The sequence below is a fragment of the Enterobacter cloacae complex sp. XAL002 genome (assembly GCF_049236805.1).
GTDB classification, from domain to species: Bacteria; Pseudomonadota; Gammaproteobacteria; order Enterobacterales; family Enterobacteriaceae; genus Enterobacter; species Enterobacter intestinihominis.
Genome location: NZ_JBMKJN010000014.1, coordinates 1 through 18,731, shown reverse-complemented (window position 1 = coordinate 18,731; position 18,731 = coordinate 1). Strand labels below are relative to the sequence as shown.

Genomic DNA, 18,731 nt, shown 5'->3' with positions numbered 1-18,731 from the left:
CAATGTTCGTGCGGTCTGTGTGTCGGGTGGCGCTTACGCTTACCCGACCTACAATGTTCGTGCGGTCTGTGTGTCGGGTGGCGCTTACGCTTACCCGACCTACAACGGTCGTGCGGTCTGTGTGTCGGGTGGCGCTCACGCTTACCCGACCTACAATGTTCGTGCGGTCTGCGTGTCGGGTGGCGCTTACGCTTACCCGACCTACAGCGGTCGTGCGGTCTGTGTGTCGGGTGGCGCTTACGCTTACCCGACCTACAATGTTCGTGCGGTCTGCGTGTCGGGTGGCGCTTACGCTTACCCGACCTTCAATGTTCGTGCGGTCTGTGTGTCGGGTGGCGCTTACGCTTACCCGACCTACAATGTTCGAGGATTTATGTAGGCCGGGTAAGGCGTAGCCGCCACCCGGCTTTGTTCTACCAGGTCCAGGTTTTACTGGGCGTCACCACCGCCGGCAACGGCACATCCCATTTCTCCACGGGTAATGCCTCCACGCCCTGACAATCATGCGCATAGCCCACCGGCTGCAACCCGTACTGCTGCCAGTTTTGTAGCGTTCTGTCGTAAAAACCACCGCCCATTCCCAGGCGCTGTCCCTGCTCGTCAAACGCCACCAGCGGCGTAATCAGCACATCCAGTTCAGATAGCGGCAGCACAACGCGCACGTCGAGTTTGGGTTCGGTGATTTTCAGACGATTCACCACCAGCTCGCTGTGCGGATGGTAGTGCAGAAACAGCAGATTGCCCCGGCTAAAGGGATGCAGCACCGGCAGATAAACTTTTTTCCCGGCGCGCCAGAGCTGGTCGATAAGCGGTTGGGTATCCAGCTCACCATCAAACGAAAGAAACAAGGCGACGGTGTTTGCCATCACCACAGGCGGATAGGCCATCATACGGGCGGCGGCCTGCTGGGCAAACTGTGCCTGTTGTTCGGCGCTTAAGGCACGACGACGCTGGCGAATGAGCTGACGGATATCCTGGCGTGAAGCAGAAACTTCAGGGAATTGAGTCATGGTTGTTGGTAGAAGAAGAGAGAGGGAATCTCCGAGATGCCGCCGCAGGCTGTAACCCTTGAACCCTTGGTTCAAGGTGAATGTGTCGTCATAGTTTTAAGGCTTCTCGGACGGACCGAGCATGCTCACCAACCATGGAGCGCCACATTCTTGTGGTATGAAATATCGGCTCAGGGGACTGGCCCGCTTGCAAACATCTCAGAGAAATTTTGTCTTCACAGTTACTCTACCATAGTCAACTGAGAAGTGTTATTCAAACTTTGGTCCCGGTCTTTCAGGACTGCGACCTTGATCAAGCAATGCCTGTTCAATGGTCTGCTGGAGCATTTTAATGCGCTGCTCCATGCTTGCCGCGTAATCGCGGGTCTTCGCTTTTTCCTGAGTCAGTTCATAGCTGATGTTCAACGCGGCGATGAAAACCAGCTGCTCAGTATTTGTGACTCTAGTGCGTTCTTTTAGATCTTGCAACCGCTGATTCAAATCGTCCGCAGCCTGATTCAAAGCATCCCTTTGTTCAGGCGGACAATTCACTCGCAGTGAACGGCCAAAAATCTGGAGATCGACGGGTTGTGCAGACATGCCACCTTCCTGCTGATTGACTGCGCTGCCTTCGCTTACTGCCCCGGGGGCTGCGAAGGGGCGACACTATAGCTACCCTGATGTGAAGATACAAGCCCTTTTCTGGTATCACCAGGGTCCAAAGTGGTAGCATATCATGAATATCCTCCCTTTGATGACGAATGCGTATGTCTATACAGAACGAAATGCCTGGTTACAAGGATTTAAACCAGTTACTGAACCAGCAGGGAGTCGGTCTAACCCCTGCCGAAATGCACGGTCTGATCAGCGGCATACTGTGCGGCGGAAACAGCGACAGCTCATGGCAGCCGCTGATCCACGACCTCACCAACGAAGGGCTGGCGTTTGGCCACGAACTGGCGGAAGCGCTGCGTAAAATGCACGCCGCAACCAGCGATTCCCTGGAAGATGATGGCTTTCTTTTTCAGCTTTATCTGCCTGAAGGCGACGATGTCAGCGTCTTCGATCGCGCTGATGCGCTTGCGGGTTGGGTAAACCACTATCTGCTTGGCCTGGGCGTGACCCAGCCTAAACTGGATAAAGTGACCGGCGAAGCGGGTGAAGCGATCGACGATCTGCGTAACATCGCCCAGCTCGGCTACGATGAAGACGAAGACCAGGAAGAGCTGGAGATGTCTCTCGAAGAGATCATCGAGTACGTGCGCGTGGCGTCTCTGCTGTGCCACGACAACTTTACGCGCTCGCAGCCGACCGCGCCGGAAGTTCGCAAGCCAACATTACACTAAGAAAAATAACGCACAGGAGGGTGTCATGGTTATCTCCAGTCAAGAGTATTCTCGCCGTCGTCAGGCGCTGCTGGCAAAAATGCAGCCGGGAAGCGCTGCCCTGATTTTCGCCGCGCCGGAAGTGACGCGCAGCGCCGACAGCGAATACCCCTATCGCCAGAGCAGTGATTTCTGGTACTTCACCGGGTTTAACGAGCCGGAAGCGGTACTGGTGCTGATTAAAAGCAATGACACCCACAACCACAGCGTGATTTTCAACCGCGTTCGCGATCTGACTGCGGAAATCTGGTTTGGTCGCCGCTTAGGGCAGGAGGCGGCGCCGGAAAAACTGGGCGTGGACCGCGCGCTGGCCTACAGCGAAATCAACCAGCAGCTCTATCAATTGCTCAACGGCCTGGACGTGCTCTATCACGCGCAGGGTGAATACGCGTATGCGGATGAGATTGTTTTCACTGCGCTGGATAAGCTGCGTAAAGGCTCACGTCAGAATTTGTCTGCACCCGCAACCCTGACAGACTGGCGACCGGTGGTGCATGAGATGCGCCTGTTTAAGTCTGAAGAAGAGCTGAATGTGATGCGCCGCGCGGGCGAAATCAGCGCCCTGGCGCATACCCGTGCCATGGAAAAGTGCCGTCCCGGTATGTTCGAGTACCAGCTTGAAGGGGAAATTCACCATGAATTTAACCGTCACGGCGCGCGCTTCCCGTCCTATAACACCATCGTAGGCGGCGGGGAAAACGGCTGCATTCTGCACTACACCGAAAACGAAAGTGAACTGCGCGACGGCGATCTGGTGCTGATTGACGCCGGCTGTGAATATCAGGGTTACGCGGGTGACATCACCCGTACCTTCCCGGTGAACGGTAAATTCACCCCAGCGCAGCGTGAAATCTATGACATCGTGCTTGAGTCTCTGGAGACCGCGCTGACGCTGTTCCGCCCTGGCACCTCCATTCAGGAGGTTACGGGCGAGGTGGTGCGCATCATGATTACCGGGCTGGTGAAGCTTGGCATTCTGAAAGGCGATGTGGACACCCTTATAACCGAAAACGCCCATCGCCCGTACTTTATGCATGGCCTGAGCCACTGGCTGGGGCTGGATGTGCATGACGTGGGGGCATACGGTCCGGAACGTTCGCGCGTGCTGGAGCCTGGCATGGTGCTGACCGTTGAGCCGGGGCTGTACATCGCGCCGGATGCCGACGTGCCGGAACAGTACCGCGGGATCGGCATTCGTATTGAAGATGACATCGTCATCACAGAAACCGGTAACGAAAACCTGACCGCGACCGTGGTGAAAAAAGCCGATGACATCGAGGCGCTGATGGCGGCGGCACGCGGATGAGCGTAATCATCGTTGGCGGAGGCATGACCGGCGCTACTCTGGCGCTGGCTATTTCGCGGTTAACCCAGGGCCAGCTTCCGGTGCATCTGGTTGAGGCGGTCGCGCCGCAGGCGACCGATCATCCCGGTTTCGACGCCCGCGCTATCGCGCTGGCGCAGGGAACCTGTCAGCAGCTTGCGCGTATTGGGATCTGGCAGGCGATAGCGGATTGCGCGACGGCGATCGGCACCGTTCACGTCAGCGATCGCGGGCACGCCGGGTTCGTGACGCTGGATGCCCACGATTACCGGATCGAGGCGCTGGGGCAGGTTGTCGAGCTGCATGACGTAGGGCTGCGGCTGTTCCGTCTTTTACAGGACGCGCCTGGCGTCACGCTGCACTGTCCGGCGCGCGTCGCCAGCTTTAGCCGCCGTGACGAAGCCGTCAGCGTGACGCTGGACAACGGCACCACGCTGGAGGGGGAACTGCTGGTGGCGGCGGATGGTTCACGCTCCGCGATCGCCACGCAGTGCGGCGTCGAATTGCGCTCTGAACCCTATGGGCAGGTGGCGGTCATCGCTAACGTCTCTACGGCTGGCACGCATAACGGCAGGGCATTTGAGCGCTTCACGGAGCACGGCCCGCTGGCCATGCTGCCGATGTCGAACGGGCGCTGCTCGCTGGTGTGGTGCCATGCGCAGGACCGGGCCGATGAGGTTCTCTCCTGGTCCGACGAACGTTTTAGTTCCGAGCTGCAAAAAGCCTTCGGCTGGCGGCTTGGGCGTATCACCCAGGCCGGAAAACGCGTGGCCTATCCGCTCGCGCTGACGACCGCATCGCAGACTGTCTCCCATCGCGTCGCCCTGGTCGGCAACGCCGCGCAGACGCTGCACCCCATCGCCGGGCAAGGCTTTAACCTTGGCCTGCGCGACGTGATGAGCCTGGCTGAGCTACTGGCGCAGACGTGGAGCGAACAACAGGATTGTGGCGCATACTCAGTGCTGAGCCATTACCAGAAACGACGTCAGGCGGACAAAGCGGCGACCATTGGCGTTACCGACGGTTTAGTCCACCTGTTTGCCAATCGCTGGGCACCGCTGGTTGCGGGTCGCAACCTTGGGCTGATGGCGATGGAACTGTTCATTCCGGCACGTGACGTGCTGGCGCAGCGGACCCTGGGTTGGGTCGCGCGTTAAGGAGTAATCACCGTGCAAAATGTTGATGTCGCCATTGTCGGCGGCGGAATGGTAGGACTGGCGCTGGCCTGTGGTTTACAGGGCAGCGGCCTGCGCGTGGCGGTGCTTGAGCAAAATGCGCCGCAGCCTGTGGCGCAGGATGCACCGCCGGAGCTGCGCGTCTCGGCGATCAATGCCGCCAGCGAAAAGCTACTGACGCACCTTGGCGTCTGGTCTGAAATCGTGGCGCTGCGTGCCAGCTGTTACCATGGCATGGAAGTGTGGGATAAAGACAGCTTCGGCCATATCGCGTTTGACGATGAAAGCATGGGCTACAGCCACCTTGGGCACATCGTTGAAAACGCGGTGATCCACCACGCGCTGTGGCAAAAAGCGCAGCAGTGCAGCGACGTCACGCTGATCGCACCGGCGAAACTTCAGCAGGTGGCGTGGGGCGAAAACGACGCGTTTATCACTCTTGAAAGCGGCGACATGCTGACCGCGCGGCTGGTAGTGGGTGCCGACGGCGCCAATTCCTGGCTGCGTAACAAAGCGGATATTCCGCTGACCTTCTGGGATTACCGTCATCACGCCCTGGTTGCCACAATCCGCACCGAAGAGCCGCATGGCGGCGTGGCGCGCCAGATTTTCCACAATGATGGCATTCTGGCCTTCCTGCCGCTTGCCGATCCGCATCTCTGCTCCATCGTCTGGTCTTTAGAGCCGGAGAAAGCGCAGCAGATGCAGGAGGCGACGCCGGACGCCTTTAATCAGGCGCTATGCGTGGCGTTTGATAACCGTCTGGGCCTGTGCACGCTTGAAAGCGAACGCCAGGCGTTTCCGTTAACCGGTCGCTACGCGCGTCAGTTTGCGGCGCACCGTCTGGCGTTGGTGGGGGATGCGGCGCATACGATTCATCCGCTGGCCGGGCAGGGGGTGAACCTCGGCTTTATGGACGCGGCCGAGCTGGTTGAAGAGCTGCGTCGTCTGCATCGGGAAGGTAAAGATATTGGTCAGCATCTGTATCTGCGTCGCTACGAGCGCAGCCGCAAACACAGTGCGGCGATGATGCTGGCGGGTATGCAGGGCTTCCGCGAGCTATTTGCCGGAGCGAACCCGGCGAAAAAACTGCTTCGCGATATCGGCCTCAAACTGGCCGACACCCTTCCCGGCGTCAAACCGCAGCTTCTTCGTCAGGCAATGGGCCTTAACGATCTTCCCGACTGGTTACGTTAATCTCGATCCCCGTCACACTTTATTTTCCCGGCCTTCGCGCCGGGGAAATCTCCTCGTTTGAAATAATCTAATTTCACGTCATTTTTCGCATTAGAAAATCTAATCTTACTATTTTTATGTTACGGAAATTCGGCCCGTTTTTCCGCACGAAATATCACCATCTGCTAAATCCTGTTAGCTCGATGTTAATTTTATGCGGGTTTAATCGCATTTTACCAGTGAATAACTCTGTAGGCTTTTCAGCGATTTTTGGTCATAAGCTAATGTGATGACCCGTTTTACCTTATGGTTAACCGCCGGTTTCGGTGGTAAGTTCAGGTAAAAGAGAACGTTTGCGTCGGCCCCCCGATCGCGAGGTCGACACCGGGTTTCACGGTGAATTTTTCAACGAGGAAAAGATGGCTCAACAGACTCCTTTGTACGAACAGCACGTGTTATGCGGCGCCCGCATGGTGGACTTCCACGGCTGGATGATGCCGCTGCACTACGGCTCGCAGATTGATGAGCACCACGCGGTGCGCACCGATGCCGGTATGTTCGACGTATCTCATATGACGATTGTCGACCTGCGCGGAAGCCGCACCCGGGAGTTTTTGCGTTATCTGCTGGCAAACGACGTCGCCAAACTAAAAACGCCGGGCAAAGCGCTCTATACCGGCATGCTCAATGCCTCTGGCGGCGTGATTGACGACCTCATCGTCTACTACTTCACCGAAGATTTCTTCCGCCTCGTTGTAAACTCCGCCACCCGCGAAAAAGACCTCTCCTGGATTTCCCAACACGCTGAACCCTACGCCATCGACATCACCGTTCGTGACGATCTGTCGCTGATTGCGGTGCAGGGGCCAAACGCCCAGGCGAAAGCCGCGTCTCTGTTCAGCGACGAGCAGCGCAAAGCAACCGAAGGCATGAAGCCGTTCTTCGGCGTGCAGGCGGGGGATCTGTTTATCGCCACCACCGGCTACACCGGTGAAGCGGGCTACGAAATTGCAATGCCAAACGAAAAGGCCGCCGATTTCTGGCGTGCGCTGGTGGAGGCGGGTGTGAAGCCTGCGGGCCTGGGCGCGCGCGATACGCTGCGTCTGGAAGCGGGGATGAACCTCTACGGTCAGGAGATGGACGAAGGCGTCTCACCGCTGGCGGCCAACATGGGCTGGACCATCGCGTGGGAACCGGCTGACCGTGATTTTATTGGCCGTGAAGCGCTGGAGATGCAGCGCGAGAAGGGCACTGAACAGCTGGTTGGCCTGGTGATGAAAGAAAAAGGCGTTCTGCGCGGCGAGCTGCCGGTGCGCTTCACCGATGCCGATGGCAATCATCGCGAAGGCGTGATCACCAGCGGAACGTTCTCCCCGACGCTCGGCTACAGTATTGCACTGGCACGCGTGCCAGCGGGGATTGGCGAAACGGCGGTGGTGCAGATCCGCAACCGCGAAATGCCGGTCAACGTGACCAAACCGATTTTTGTTCGCGCCGGTAAGCCGGTCGCCTAACTATTTTTATCAGGAGAACTTCAATGAGCAATGTGCCAGCAGAACTGAAATACAGCAAAGAACACGAGTGGCTGCGCAAAGAGGCGGACGGCACTTACACCGTTGGGATCACCGAGCACGCGCAGGAGCTGCTGGGCGACATGGTGTTTGTTGACCTGCCGGAAGTGGGCGCAACCGTGAGCGCAGGCGACGACTGTGCGGTGGCGGAATCCGTTAAAGCGGCCTCTGACATCTACGCTCCGGTGAGCGGTGAAATTGTTGCCGTGAACGACGCGCTGAGCGACTCCCCGGAGCTGGTGAACAGCGAGCCTTATGAAAGCGGCTGGATCTTTAAGATCAAAGCCAGCGACGAAGCGCAGGTTGCCGCGCTGCTGGATGCGACCGCGTACGAAGCACTACTGGAAGACGAATAACGTTGTGCCGGATGGCGCTGCGCTTATCCGGCCTACAGATCTACGTAGGCCCGGTAAGCGTTAGCGCCACCGGGCAACAGCGTTACAGATAATTACGATTCACTGCACGTTTCAGGAACCATCGCTCATGACACAGACTTTAAGCCAGCTTGAAAACCGTGGCGCCTTCATTGAACGTCACATTGGGCCGGATGCTCAGCAACAGCAGGAGATGCTGAAGACAGTTGGCGCGGATTCATTAAACGCACTGATCGGCCAGATCGTGCCAAAAGACATCCAGCTTGCCACACCGCCGCAGGTAGGCGAGTCCACGACGGAGTTCGCCGCGCTGGCGGAGCTGAAGGCCATCGCCGGCCTTAACAAGCGCTATAAGTCTTATATCGGCATGGGCTACACCAACGTGCAATTACCGCCGGTGATCCTGCGTAATATGCTGGAAAACCCGGGCTGGTACACCGCTTACACCCCGTATCAGCCAGAAGTCTCCCAGGGCCGTCTGGAAGCGCTGCTGAACTTCCAGCAGGTGACGCTGGATCTGACCGGTATGGATATCGCCTCTGCCTCGCTGCTGGATGAAGCCACTGCCGCCGCTGAAGCGATGGCGATGGCGAAGCGCGTGAGCAAGCTGAAAAACGCCAACCGCTTCTTCGTCGCGGCGGACGTGCATCCCCAGACGCTGGACGTGGTGCGCACCCGTGCGGAAACCTTCGGCTTTGAGGTGATTGTCGACGACGCTGACAAAGTGCTGGATCACCAGGACGTCTTCGGCGTGCTGTTACAGCAGGTGGGCACCACCGGGGAAGTGCATGATTACAGCGCGCTGATCGCCGAGCTCAAATCCCGTAAGGTTATTGTTAGCGTCGCCGCTGATTTTATGGCGCTGGTGCTGCTGACGGCGCCAGGTAAACAGGGCGCGGATATTGTCTTCGGCTCAGCGCAACGCTTCGGCGTGCCGATGGGCTACGGCGGCCCGCACGCGGCGTTCTTTGGCGCGAAAGATGAATTTAAACGTTCCATGCCAGGCCGTATTATCGGCGTATCGAAAGATGCCGCCGGTAACACCGCGCTGCGCATGGCGATGCAGACCCGCGAGCAGCATATCCGCCGCGAGAAAGCGAACTCCAACATCTGTACCTCGCAGGTGCTGCTGGCTAACATTGCCAGCTTATACGCGGTGTTCCACGGTCCGGCTGGCCTGAAACGCATTGCCAGCCGCATCCACCGTCTGGCCGATATCCTGGCCTGCGGTCTGCAACAGAAAGGTCTCAGACTGCGTCATGAGCACTACTTCGACACCCTGTGCGTCGAGGTGGCAGACAAAGCGGCCGTGCTGGCGCGCGCCGAGGCAGCACAAATCAACCTGCGCAGCGACATTCACAATGCGGTCGGTATTACGCTGGACGAAAGCACCACCCGTGACGATATCCTGACCCTGTTCAACGTATTGCTGGGTGACGCACAGGGTCTGGACGTTGATACGCTCGACAAAGAGGTTGCGCTCGACAGCCGCTCCATTCAGGAAAGCATGCTGCGCGACGACGCGATCCTGACTCACCCGGTGTTCAACCGCTATCACAGCGAAACCGAGATGATGCGTTACATGCACTCTCTGGAACGTAAAGATCTGGCGCTGAACCAGGCGATGATCCCGCTGGGCTCCTGCACCATGAAGCTGAACGCCGCGGCTGAGATGATCCCAATTACCTGGCCTGAATTCTCTGAGCTGCACCCGTTCTGCCCGGCTGAGCAGGCGGAAGGTTATCACATGATGATCAACCAGCTCTCCGACTGGCTGGTGAAGCTGACCGGGTACGACGCGCTCTGCATGCAGCCGAACTCCGGTGCGCAGGGTGAATACGCCGGTCTGCTGGCGATCCGTCACTATCACGAAAGCCGCAACGAAGGCCACCGCGATATCTGTCTGATCCCAAGCTCTGCCCACGGTACCAACCCGGCTTCTGCCCAGATGGCAGGAATGGAAGTGGTGGTTGTGGCGTGCGACAAAAACGGCAACATCGATCTGGCCGACCTGCGCGCGAAAGCCGAGCAGGCAGGCGACAAACTCTCCTGCATCATGGTGACCTACCCGTCCACCCACGGCGTGTACGAAGAAACGATCCGTGAAGTATGTGAAGTGGTGCATCAGTTCGGCGGCCAGGTTTACCTCGACGGCGCGAACATGAACGCCCAGGTGGGCATTACCTCTCCGGGCTTTATTGGCGCGGACGTGTCGCACCTCAACCTGCATAAAACGTTCTGCATTCCGCACGGCGGCGGCGGCCCGGGCATGGGCCCAATCGGCGTCAAAGCGCACCTGGCACCGTTTGTGCCAGGCCATAGCGTGGTGCAGATTGAAGGCATGCTGACCCGTCAGGGCGCGGTCTCCGCGGCACCGTTCGGCAGCGCCTCTATCCTGCCAATCAGCTGGATGTACATCCGCATGATGGGCGCGGAAGGGCTCAAGCAGGCCAGCCAGGTGGCGATCCTCAACGCCAACTACATCGCAACACGTCTGAAAGACGCCTATCCGGTGCTCTACACCGGCCGCGATGGTCGCGTGGCGCACGAATGCATCCTCGATATTCGTCCTCTGAAAGAAGAGACGGGCATCAGCGAGCTGGATATTGCCAAGCGCCTGATCGACTACGGCTTCCACGCGCCAACCATGTCCTTCCCGGTTGCAGGAACGCTGATGGTTGAGCCGACCGAGTCTGAAAGCAAGGTGGAGCTGGATCGCTTTATCGACGCGATGCTGGCGATCCGCAGCGAAATCGACCGCGTGAAAGGCGGGGAATGGACGCTGGAAGATAACCCCCTGGTTAACGCGCCGCATACCCAGAACGAACTGGTGGCAGAGTGGAACCACGGTTATACCCGCGAGCTGGCTGTCTTCCCGGCAGGTGTAGCAAACAAATACTGGCCAACCGTGAAACGTCTTGATGATGTTTACGGCGACCGTAACCTGTTCTGCTCCTGCGTGCCGATGAGCGAATACCAGTAACGTTGTTCCTGTAGTAACGTAGGCCGGGTAAGGCGAAGCCGCCACCCGGCTTTTTTATTGGGAGAAAAGAATGGCAATTGCATTGGTCACCGGCGCCAGCCGGGGTATTGGTAAAGCCACCGCGCTACAGCTGGCAAGCGAAGGCTACACCGTTGCGGTGAATTTTCATCACAACATCAAAGCCGCGACAGAGGTTATTAATCAGATCGTGGACGCGGGCGGTAAGGCCTTTGCCGTGCGCGCGGATATCAGCGATGAATCGCAGGTGATGGCGATGTTCGACAGCATCGATCGCGAAGGTGAGCCGCTCGCCGCGCTGGTGAACAACGCCGGGATTTTGTTTGAACAATCCTCCATCGAAAACCTCTCCGCTGAACGTATTAACCGCGTGCTGTCCACCAACGTCACTGGCTATTTTCTCTGCTGCCGTGAGGCGGTGAAACGCATGTCGCATAAACACGGCGGCAAGGGCGGCGCGATTGTGAATGTCTCCTCGGCGGCCTCACGACTGGGCGCTCCGGGGGAGTATGTGGATTATGCTGCCTCCAAAGGGGCCGTGGATTCCCTGACAACCGGCCTCGCGCTGGAGGTGGCGGCGCAGGGCATTCGCGTTAACTGCGTGCGGCCAGGCCTGATTTATACCGATATTCACGCCTCCGGCGGCGAGCCGGGGCGTGTGGATCGGGTGAAGTCGATGTTACCGATGCAGCGTGGCGGTCAGCCGGAGGAGGTCGCCCAGGCCATTACCTGGCTGCTGAGCGACAAAGCCTCCTATGTCACCGGTAGCTTCCTGGAGCTGGCTGGCGGGAAGTAACGCTACGACGCCAGCCACAGCCGCAGGCGCATTCCCCAGCCGCTGGTCCAGCCGGTGGTGATCGACTTCACTTCACCGTGAGAGATCACCACAAGCGTTGGCGTCACCTGAACGTCCCACTGACGCGCCAGTTCTCCGCTGGCGTCGTTGACCGTGGGCATCATCGCCTTCTTCTTTCTCATCCATGTTTCGAGCGTCGCGTTATCGCCCGAGCGCAGCGCAACCGACATCACGTTACCCCCGTCCGCGGCAATCGCCGCCACCGACGGCGTGGTGTAGCGGCAGACGCCGCACCATGTCGCCCAGACGTAGACCAGCAGCGGTCGCTCCTTACTCATGGCGATAAGATCGACGGGCTGACCGTCGAGGGTGTGCAGTGCCGTCGCGGAGAAATTCTGCGGCAGCGCGGGCTGGCGGAAATAGTCCACCGCCAGGCTCACGGCTACGCCAATCAGCAGCCACACGGCCAGCTCGCGCAGCAGGCGCGGAAGCTTACTTGCCACGGGCGTTCGCCAGCTGTTCTTTGACCAGCCCCTCCAGATCGTCATACGGGATTGCGCCCGCCACCATCTGGTCACCGATGATGGTCGCCGGGGTGCCCTGAATATTCAGCACCTGCGCCAGGATCAGGTTCATCTTTACGCTGTCCATAGTTTTATCATCGGTTTTAATGCTGTCCGTCCCGGTCTTCACCTGCGCGGCGGCGATGCTGGCGTCATCGTGATAGCCCTTTTTCATCATCAGCCGCTGGTGTAGTGCCCAGAATTGATCCGGCGCCTGCTGCCACGTTGAGAGCGCCGCTTTCGCGGCATTTACCGAGCTTTGTCCCTTGAACGGCAGCAGTTTGATGATGAGCTGCACGTCGGGATTATCGTGCACGATTTTCTCCAGCATTGGGTCGAACTGCTTGCAATACGGGCAGTTGTAGTCTGTGAAGGAGACGATGGTGAGCTTCGGCGATGTCGCTCCGGTTCGCGGGCTGTTGGGGTCGTTAAACAGCAGTTTTGCCAGCTGGTCGTTGGAAGCGTCATCTGACGGTGCGGCGAAACCGAACGTTGATAACGACAGCAGAAGTAAGGCAACAAAGGCTCTCATGTTATTTTCCTTTTGCATCGGACAGGGTGCTCAGCACCGCTTCGCGGCTTAACAACGCAGGCAGCACGTGGCCCTGAGGTAATCCCGGTCCGTAGATCTGGTTAAACGGCACGGCGGCGCTGCCGCGCGTGGTTAAAAACTGGCTGATGGTATCTGAGGGGCGGCTCCAGTCGCCGCGCAGGGCGACAACGTCCGGGGCGGAGAGCGCGACCTGCACGTCGTCGCGCAGCAGTACGTTGTATTTATTGGCTTTACAGGTCACGCACCAGTCGGCGGTCACGTCGACGAACACCCGTTTGTTCTCCGCCAGCGCGCGGACAATGGCCTGCTCGCTGAGCGGCTGCCAGTGAATACGATCGCGGCGGGAGCCCTCGCCGCCGGAGCCGGAAACAAACGCGACTCCCCCGGCCACCAGTACAGCTAATACCCCGGCGCGCAGTGCCGTTTGCCAGCGGTAGCGCCAGGCGGTGACCAGCAGCAGCGCAAGGATCAGTAGCACGCCCAGCGTAATGACCGGCAGGCTGCCAATGTGCACCGTCAGCAGGCTCAGCAGCCACAGCGATGAGCCGAGCATCATCATCCCCAGCACTACGCGTACAACGTTCATCCAGCGCCCCGGACGCGGCAACCGCTGGGCCAGCCCCGGCCAGGCCGCCACCAGCAGCCACGGCAGGCTCATGCCGATACCCATCGCCAGGAAGATCCCCCACAGCAGGGGAAGCGGTGCCGCCAGCGCGACCGAGACCGCCGTCCCCAGGAACGGCGCGGTGCAGGGTGTCGCCAGCAGCGTGGCAAACGCGCCTTGCCAGAAATGACCCGCAAGCCCGTTGCCGCCGCGCGTGGCGAGGAAGGTGCTGGCGCCGGAAGGGAGACGGATTTCAAACAACCCCAGCAGGCTGGCGCTGAAGAGCACCATTACCAGCGCCATCGCGGCAATAAACCACGGGTTCTGGAACTGGATCCCCCAGCCGAGCGCCTGATTGCCTAAACGTAATACCGTCATCATCAGCGCCAGTGCGAGGAACGAGATCACGATCCCGGCTACCGATGCAAGAAACTGTCGGCGTACCTGACCCCGCGCCTGCCGTTCGGTTTGCATCAGCGTGCCCAGCTTCATGGCCAGCACGGGCAGTACGCAGGGCATGACGTTAAGGATCAGACCACCAGCCAGCGCCATCAGCAGCACCCAGCCTAACGGGAGCGTCGGCGCGGCGTTCCCCGGCTGAATGCTCAGGCTGGACTCCTGCGCCTGCCCGCTATCGGCCAGAACCAGCGACAGGGTTTTGCCGCTGAGGTTGGGCGCGGCCTCGCCCCAACTGTCCGTCACGGGCACGGTGGCGACCAGCGAATCACCGCGCACGGTGAGGGCCGGTTTGCCGAAATCAACATCATCCATACCGTCGATAAACAGCGACGGCGCCTGCCAGCCTGCGTCACGCTGCGCCGTTACGGTCAGCTTGCCGGGGGCATAGGTGGCGTTAAGCGTTGAGGTCAACCCGCCGCTGAGGGGAAGGGTGCCCATGGCCCGACTGAAATCGTAATCAAAACTGGCGCCTGCGGATGCGGTCATGTTCAGTGAAAACGGGTAGTCGGTAAGAATACAGACGTTGCTACAGGTGGAGAGCGTCAGCACGCCGCTCAGGATCGTCGGGACGTCGCCCCGCAGAGTGAGGGGAAAGCTGACATCGCCGTGATAGCCCTGCGTGGTGATGCCCGCGACGTCGAAACGCTGCGGCACAGGCCAGCGCCAGATCGCCTCGACGGGCTGATGCCATTTAATCGCGGGTGCGACGCCGCCTTCGCCCGGCGAGCGCCAGTAGGTTTTCCAGCCTTTTTGCAGGGCGACGTCCAGCAGCAGGCGGGTTTCGCCAGTGCTTTCAGGTTGCGCACGCAGCCTGACGCTGGCGTGCTGATTATCGGCGGCGCGCAGCCAGCCGCTGTCGGCAGCCTGGCTGAGGGGCAGCCATAGCCAAAGCAGGCAGACCAGCAGTCGCCTGAATACAGTAAACATAAATTTTCTCCGTAAATGATGAATTAACCTGAAGTAACAGGCGAAGGCTCATTCACGGAAGACGCATAATCGCAGATGCACCCTTAACCGGGGCGGGGAGATAACGCGGGGAGGCCACTGCTGTTCGCGGCGCGGTGGACTGGCTGCCAGCAACGCCAGCAGCAGGGTGACGGCAATCAGGGCGCCTTCAAACAAAACAGGCGGGACCGACATCAGCGACTTGGCGCTTAGCTCACACGGGGTTACCGGTGCGTCGGCACTCTCCTGCCCCTGCTGAACAGACTGGCTCGTGGCGGTGACGTTCATGACAAGCGCGTGCATCCCGGCCATCCGCTGGGCGGTACCTATCAGTACCACCAGGCAGGCCAGGGCTACAAGCAGGATAGCGTTGCGTTGTCGCTTAATCATGTTCGCCTCAAATATTCAGGATGCCTATATTATCGGGCGAACATATTTTGGCAACGCAAAAGCTGTAAAGAAGTGTCTGGAAGATAAGCAGTTTGCCCTCTCCGCTTGCAGAGAGGGCAAGCCATTACAGCGTTTCGCCGTTGCTGGCAATGACGGTTTTATACCACTCAAAGCTCTTCTTACGGGAGCGGGACATGTCACCGGTGCCGTCGTCGTGCTTGTTGACGTAGATAAAGCCGTAGCGCTTGCTGTACTGGCCGGTGGTGAAGGAGACGCAGTCGATGCAGCCCCACGGGGTGTAGCCCATCAGATCCACACCGTCCCAGGTCACCGCCTTCATCATCTCTTCCACATGGGCGCGCAGGTAGTCGATGCGGTAGTCATCGTTGATGCTGCCGTCCTCTTCCACCTTGTCGTAGGCGCCGAAACCATTTTCCACGATAAACAGCGGCTTCTGGTAGCGTTCGTACAGTTCACACAGTGAATAACGCAGGCCCACAGGGTCAATCTGCCAGCCCCAGTCGGACGCCTTGACGTGTGGGTTCGGCACGCTGCCCTCGAAGCCGGAAATGGCGTCACCGGTGCCGCCTTCCGCTTTGACCGCGTTGGTCATGTAGTAGCTGAAACCTAAGTAATCGCAGGTGCCTTCACGCAGGATCTGCTCGTCGCCTGCTTCCATTTTGATGGAGAAGCCACGGCGTTCCCACTCGTTCAGCACGTAAGACGGGTAGTAGCCGCGCAGCTGTACGTCGGTAAAGACGTAGCGCTCGCGCATGGATTCCTGAGCAAACATCACATCTTCTGGCTTGCAGGAGTATGGATAGAGCGCCACCATCGCCAGCATGCAGCCGACTTTCATCTCCGGGTTAATGCGGCGGGCGGCTTTCACCGCCAGCGCGCTGGCCACGAACTGGTGGTGCAGCACCTGGTACATGGTCTCTTCCGGGTTGTCATGCTCGGTATAGACCACGCCAGAGCAGCAGTAGCCGAACAGCGGCGCACGCCAGTTGCGCTGGTTGTTGATTTCGTTGAAGGTCATCCAGTATTTGACCTTATTTTTGTAGCGCTCAAATACCACTTCCGAGAAGCGGACAAAGAAATCGACTACTTTACGGTTGGTCCATCCGCCGTATTCCTGAACGAGGTGCAGCGGCATTTCAAAGTGGGAGAGGGTGATCACCGGCTCGATGTTGTACTTCAGCAGTTCATCGAACATGTCGTCGTAAAACTTCAGCCCCTCTTCGTTTGGCTGAGTTTCGTCGCCTTTCGGGAAGATGCGCGTCCAGGCGATAGAGGTACGGAAACATTTGAAGCCCATCTCGGCAAACAGCTTGATGTCTTCTTTGTAATGGCCGTAAAAGTCGACGGCTTCGTGGTTCGGGTAATATTTGCCTTCAATCACTTCCTGCGTGATTTCACGCGGAACGCCGTGTGCGCCGCCGGTGAGCACGTCGCAAATGCTTGGCCCTTTGCCGCCTTTGTTCCAGCCGCCTTCAACCTGGTGCGCCGCCACCGCGCCGCCCCATAAAAAATCTTTCGGTAAAGTGAGTTTTTTCATCTTTGCTATTCTCAATTCAGGACTTATTGATTTCGAGTCTAGCAAAGCGGAAATAAATGTCACGATATAACATTTTGCGGGAATTGTAATTTGTCACATCAAAAAAACAGGATGTTTTATTCTGTTAATTTCTTCGCCAGTTTCCGGCCTAATGATTCCAGAATATAGATAACGGGAATTTGGGTGGTTATATCGTAAACGCCGCCTATGCGCGTTTGGGGGACATGCCAGGAGAGATTAAAGTCCGCCAGTTTCGCGAGACGAGAATGTTCGTGGCTGGTGACAGAGAGCACCTTGCAGCGATGCAGGCTGAACTGGCTGGCGAAGCGCAGGATTTCCTCGGTTTCTCCGGAGACGGAAAGTACAATGGCCAGCGCATTTTTAGCCATATCGTTAGTGACCGGGAAATAAGGATCGTCGATATGGTTGCTGAATTTCCCGATATTTGAAAAGAAACGTGCGCCATATTTTGCCAGCGATCCGGACGTGCCTGCGCCAACAAAAATAATTCGTTCAGATGATAAAATAATATCGACGGCTTTATCTAATAACGCATCGAACTCTTCGTTATTTACGCTTTTAAAGAAGCTGATAATTTCACTGGCACCAAAATTCGCCTGCTGGGGCTCGTTCTGCTCCAGATAGAGTTTAAAGCGCACCCGAAATTCCGAGTAGCCTTCGCAGTTGAGCTTTCGGCAGAAGCGCAGGATAGTAGTGGTAGAGACTCCCGCCGCATCCGCCAGCTCGCGGATGGTCATGTACATCACTTTGTCACGGTTCTTAATGACATAGTTGTAGACCATCATTTCCAGATTGTTGAGGCTGGCAATGGCGGAATGGCTGAACATACTCACAATGGCTAAACTCGCTGTCGGACACTATCCCTGAAGCATACCATGATGACGAAGGGTGAGAGACGGATTTATCTCCTTGATTACTCAGGTGTTAATGAAATCATTTACACCTGTGCGGTGGATTTATTTTGCATTATACTGATTTGTAAGGATAAATCTTGATTATGGATTTATTTTAGCTAACAGGTGTTCACTGGAATCATTCTCAGTTAGCATAGACTGGCGATGAATAATCATCTTTTGTTTTCCCGGAGTTAAGTATGGTGAGCAGACCATTAATCGCACAGGGATATTCGCTGGCTGAGGAAGTAGCCAACAGTATAAGCCATGGCATTGGCCTGGTGTTTGGGATTGTCGGCTTAGTATTGCTGTTGGTGCAGGCGGTAGATACCAACGCCAGCGCGATGGCCATTACCAGCTACAGCCTGTATGGCGGGAGTATGATCCTGCTTTTCCTTGCCTCAACGCTGTATCACGCTATTCCGCATCAACGGGCGAAGATATGGCTCAAGAAATTTGACCACTGCGCAATCTATCTTCTCATTGCAGGCACTTACACGCCATTTTTGCTGGTGGGGCTCAACTCACCGCTGTCGCGTGGCCTGATGATTGTGATCTGGAGCCTGGCGCTGCTGGGGATCCTGTTCAAGCTGACCATCGCGCACCGGTTCAAAGTGTTGTCGCTGGTCACCTATCTGACAATGGGCTGGCTGTCGCTGATTGTGGTGTATCAGTTAGCCATTAAGCTGGCGGTGGGGGGCGTGACGCTTCTGGCGGTGGGCGGAGTGATCTACTCGCTGGGCGTGATTTTCTACGTCTGCAAGCGTATCCCGTACAACCATGCCATCTGGCACGGCTTTGTGCTGGGCGGCAGCGTGTGCCACTTTCTGGCAATTTATCTGTATGTTGGTCAGGTGTAGTTTTTTTGTAAGGTGCGGTCTGATGCCCTCACCCCGACCCTCTCCCACAGGGCTGAGGGTTCCCCACAAATTAATGCGAGCACTGAGCAATCCC

Annotated in this window: 18 protein-coding genes and 1 other RNA gene; 10 read left to right on the top strand and 9 right to left on the bottom strand. The window is 57.8% G+C overall.

Annotated features, from left to right (window positions below):
- On the top strand, positions 1–379 hold a 379-nt coding region (locus ACOT0L_RS14670; RefSeq protein WP_421637265.1), incomplete at its 5' end, for a hypothetical protein.
- A gap of 34 nt (positions 380–413) precedes the next feature.
- Here ACOT0L_RS14670 and ACOT0L_RS14665 read toward each other — a convergent pair.
- From ACOT0L_RS14665 to zapA, 3 genes are all read right to left on the bottom strand, one after another.
- Positions 414–1,010 carry a 5-formyltetrahydrofolate cyclo-ligase gene (locus ACOT0L_RS14665; protein ID WP_126503451.1) on the bottom strand — a complete coding sequence of 199 codons (597 nt, stop codon included), beginning with the start codon at positions 1,008–1,010 and terminating at the stop codon, positions 414–416.
- Between the two features lie 24 nt (positions 1,011–1,034).
- A non-coding RNA gene (gene ssrS / locus ACOT0L_RS14660) (6S RNA) lies at positions 1,035–1,218 on the bottom strand.
- Positions 1,219–1,259: 41 nt separating this feature from the next.
- Positions 1,260–1,589 (bottom strand): cell division protein ZapA, encoded by a 330-nt coding sequence (zapA, locus tag ACOT0L_RS14655; RefSeq protein ID WP_003860096.1) that lies wholly within the window; start codon positions 1,587–1,589, stop codon positions 1,260–1,262.
- A 167-nt stretch (positions 1,590–1,756) separates the two neighbouring features.
- Here zapA and ACOT0L_RS14650 point away from each other — a divergent pair, with 167 nt between their 5' ends.
- The 8 genes from ACOT0L_RS14650 to ACOT0L_RS14615 all read left to right on the top strand — a co-directional run bounded on the left by ACOT0L_RS14650 (position 1,757) and on the right by ACOT0L_RS14615 (position 11,791).
- Positions 1,757–2,335 carry a YecA family protein gene (locus ACOT0L_RS14650; protein WP_003860099.1) on the top strand — a complete coding sequence of 193 codons (579 nt, stop codon included), beginning with the start codon at positions 1,757–1,759 and terminating at the stop codon, positions 2,333–2,335.
- 31 nt (positions 2,336–2,366) lie between these two features.
- Complete coding sequence (gene pepP / locus ACOT0L_RS14645; RefSeq protein ID WP_088581805.1) at positions 2,367–3,680, top strand: Xaa-Pro aminopeptidase; 1,314 nt, start codon at positions 2,367–2,369, stop codon at positions 3,678–3,680.
- A complete protein-coding gene (gene ubiH / locus ACOT0L_RS14640; RefSeq protein WP_126503449.1) occupies positions 3,677–4,855 on the top strand; it encodes a 2-octaprenyl-6-methoxyphenyl hydroxylase in 1,179 nt (392 codons plus the stop codon). Before pepP ends, ubiH begins: the two co-directional genes overlap by 4 nt.
- A 12-nt stretch (positions 4,856–4,867) precedes the next feature.
- Entirely contained in the window at positions 4,868–6,070 is a 1,203-nt protein-coding gene (ubiI, locus tag ACOT0L_RS14635) for an FAD-dependent 2-octaprenylphenol hydroxylase (RefSeq protein WP_022649317.1), read from the top strand.
- A gap of 398 nt (positions 6,071–6,468) precedes the next feature.
- Complete coding sequence (gene gcvT, locus ACOT0L_RS14630) at positions 6,469–7,563, top strand: glycine cleavage system aminomethyltransferase GcvT (RefSeq protein WP_003860107.1); 1,095 nt, start codon at positions 6,469–6,471, stop codon at positions 7,561–7,563.
- Positions 7,564–7,586: 23 nt separating this feature from the next.
- Complete coding sequence (gcvH, locus tag ACOT0L_RS14625; protein WP_058646291.1) at positions 7,587–7,976, top strand: glycine cleavage system protein GcvH; 390 nt, start codon at positions 7,587–7,589, stop codon at positions 7,974–7,976.
- Between the two features lie 127 nt (positions 7,977–8,103).
- Entirely contained in the window at positions 8,104–10,977 is a 2,874-nt protein-coding gene (gcvP, locus tag ACOT0L_RS14620; RefSeq protein WP_045308801.1) for an aminomethyl-transferring glycine dehydrogenase, read from the top strand.
- 70 nt (positions 10,978–11,047) lie between these two features.
- Positions 11,048–11,791 (top strand): SDR family oxidoreductase, encoded by a 744-nt coding sequence (locus ACOT0L_RS14615; protein WP_023306889.1) that lies wholly within the window; start codon positions 11,048–11,050, stop codon positions 11,789–11,791.
- 2 nt (positions 11,792–11,793) lie between these two features.
- Here ACOT0L_RS14615 and ACOT0L_RS14610 read toward each other — a convergent pair whose 3' ends face one another.
- The 6 genes from ACOT0L_RS14610 to ACOT0L_RS14585 form a co-directional block, all read right to left on the bottom strand.
- A complete protein-coding gene (locus ACOT0L_RS14610; protein ID WP_032626112.1) occupies positions 11,794–12,294 on the bottom strand; it encodes a protein disulfide oxidoreductase in 501 nt (166 codons plus the stop codon).
- A complete protein-coding gene (locus ACOT0L_RS14605) occupies positions 12,284–12,886 on the bottom strand; it encodes a DsbA family protein (RefSeq protein WP_022649312.1) in 603 nt (200 codons plus the stop codon). Before ACOT0L_RS14605 ends, ACOT0L_RS14610 begins: the two co-directional genes overlap by 11 nt.
- A gap of 1 nt (position 12,887) precedes the next feature.
- Positions 12,888–14,897 (bottom strand): protein-disulfide reductase DsbD family protein, encoded by a 2,010-nt coding sequence (locus ACOT0L_RS14600; RefSeq protein ID WP_126503447.1) that lies wholly within the window; start codon positions 14,895–14,897, stop codon positions 12,888–12,890.
- 48 nt (positions 14,898–14,945) lie between these two features.
- Positions 14,946–15,305 carry a copper resistance protein gene (locus ACOT0L_RS14595; RefSeq protein ID WP_421637264.1) on the bottom strand — a complete coding sequence of 120 codons (360 nt, stop codon included), beginning with the start codon at positions 15,303–15,305 and terminating at the stop codon, positions 14,946–14,948.
- Between the two features lie 124 nt (positions 15,306–15,429).
- Positions 15,430–16,863 carry a 6-phospho-beta-glucosidase BglA gene (gene bglA / locus ACOT0L_RS14590; protein WP_022649309.1) on the bottom strand — a complete coding sequence of 478 codons (1,434 nt, stop codon included), beginning with the start codon at positions 16,861–16,863 and terminating at the stop codon, positions 15,430–15,432.
- Between the two features lie 116 nt (positions 16,864–16,979).
- Positions 16,980–17,711 carry a MurR/RpiR family transcriptional regulator gene (locus ACOT0L_RS14585; RefSeq protein ID WP_022649308.1) on the bottom strand — a complete coding sequence of 244 codons (732 nt, stop codon included), beginning with the start codon at positions 17,709–17,711 and terminating at the stop codon, positions 16,980–16,982.
- A 266-nt stretch (positions 17,712–17,977) separates the two neighbouring features.
- On the opposite strand from ACOT0L_RS14585, the gene trhA reads away from it, so the two are divergent.
- Positions 17,978–18,637, top strand: coding sequence for a PAQR family membrane homeostasis protein TrhA (gene trhA / locus ACOT0L_RS14580; protein ID WP_022649307.1), 660 nt, complete (start codon positions 17,978–17,980; stop codon positions 18,635–18,637).
- Positions 18,638–18,731 lie beyond the last annotated feature (94 nt).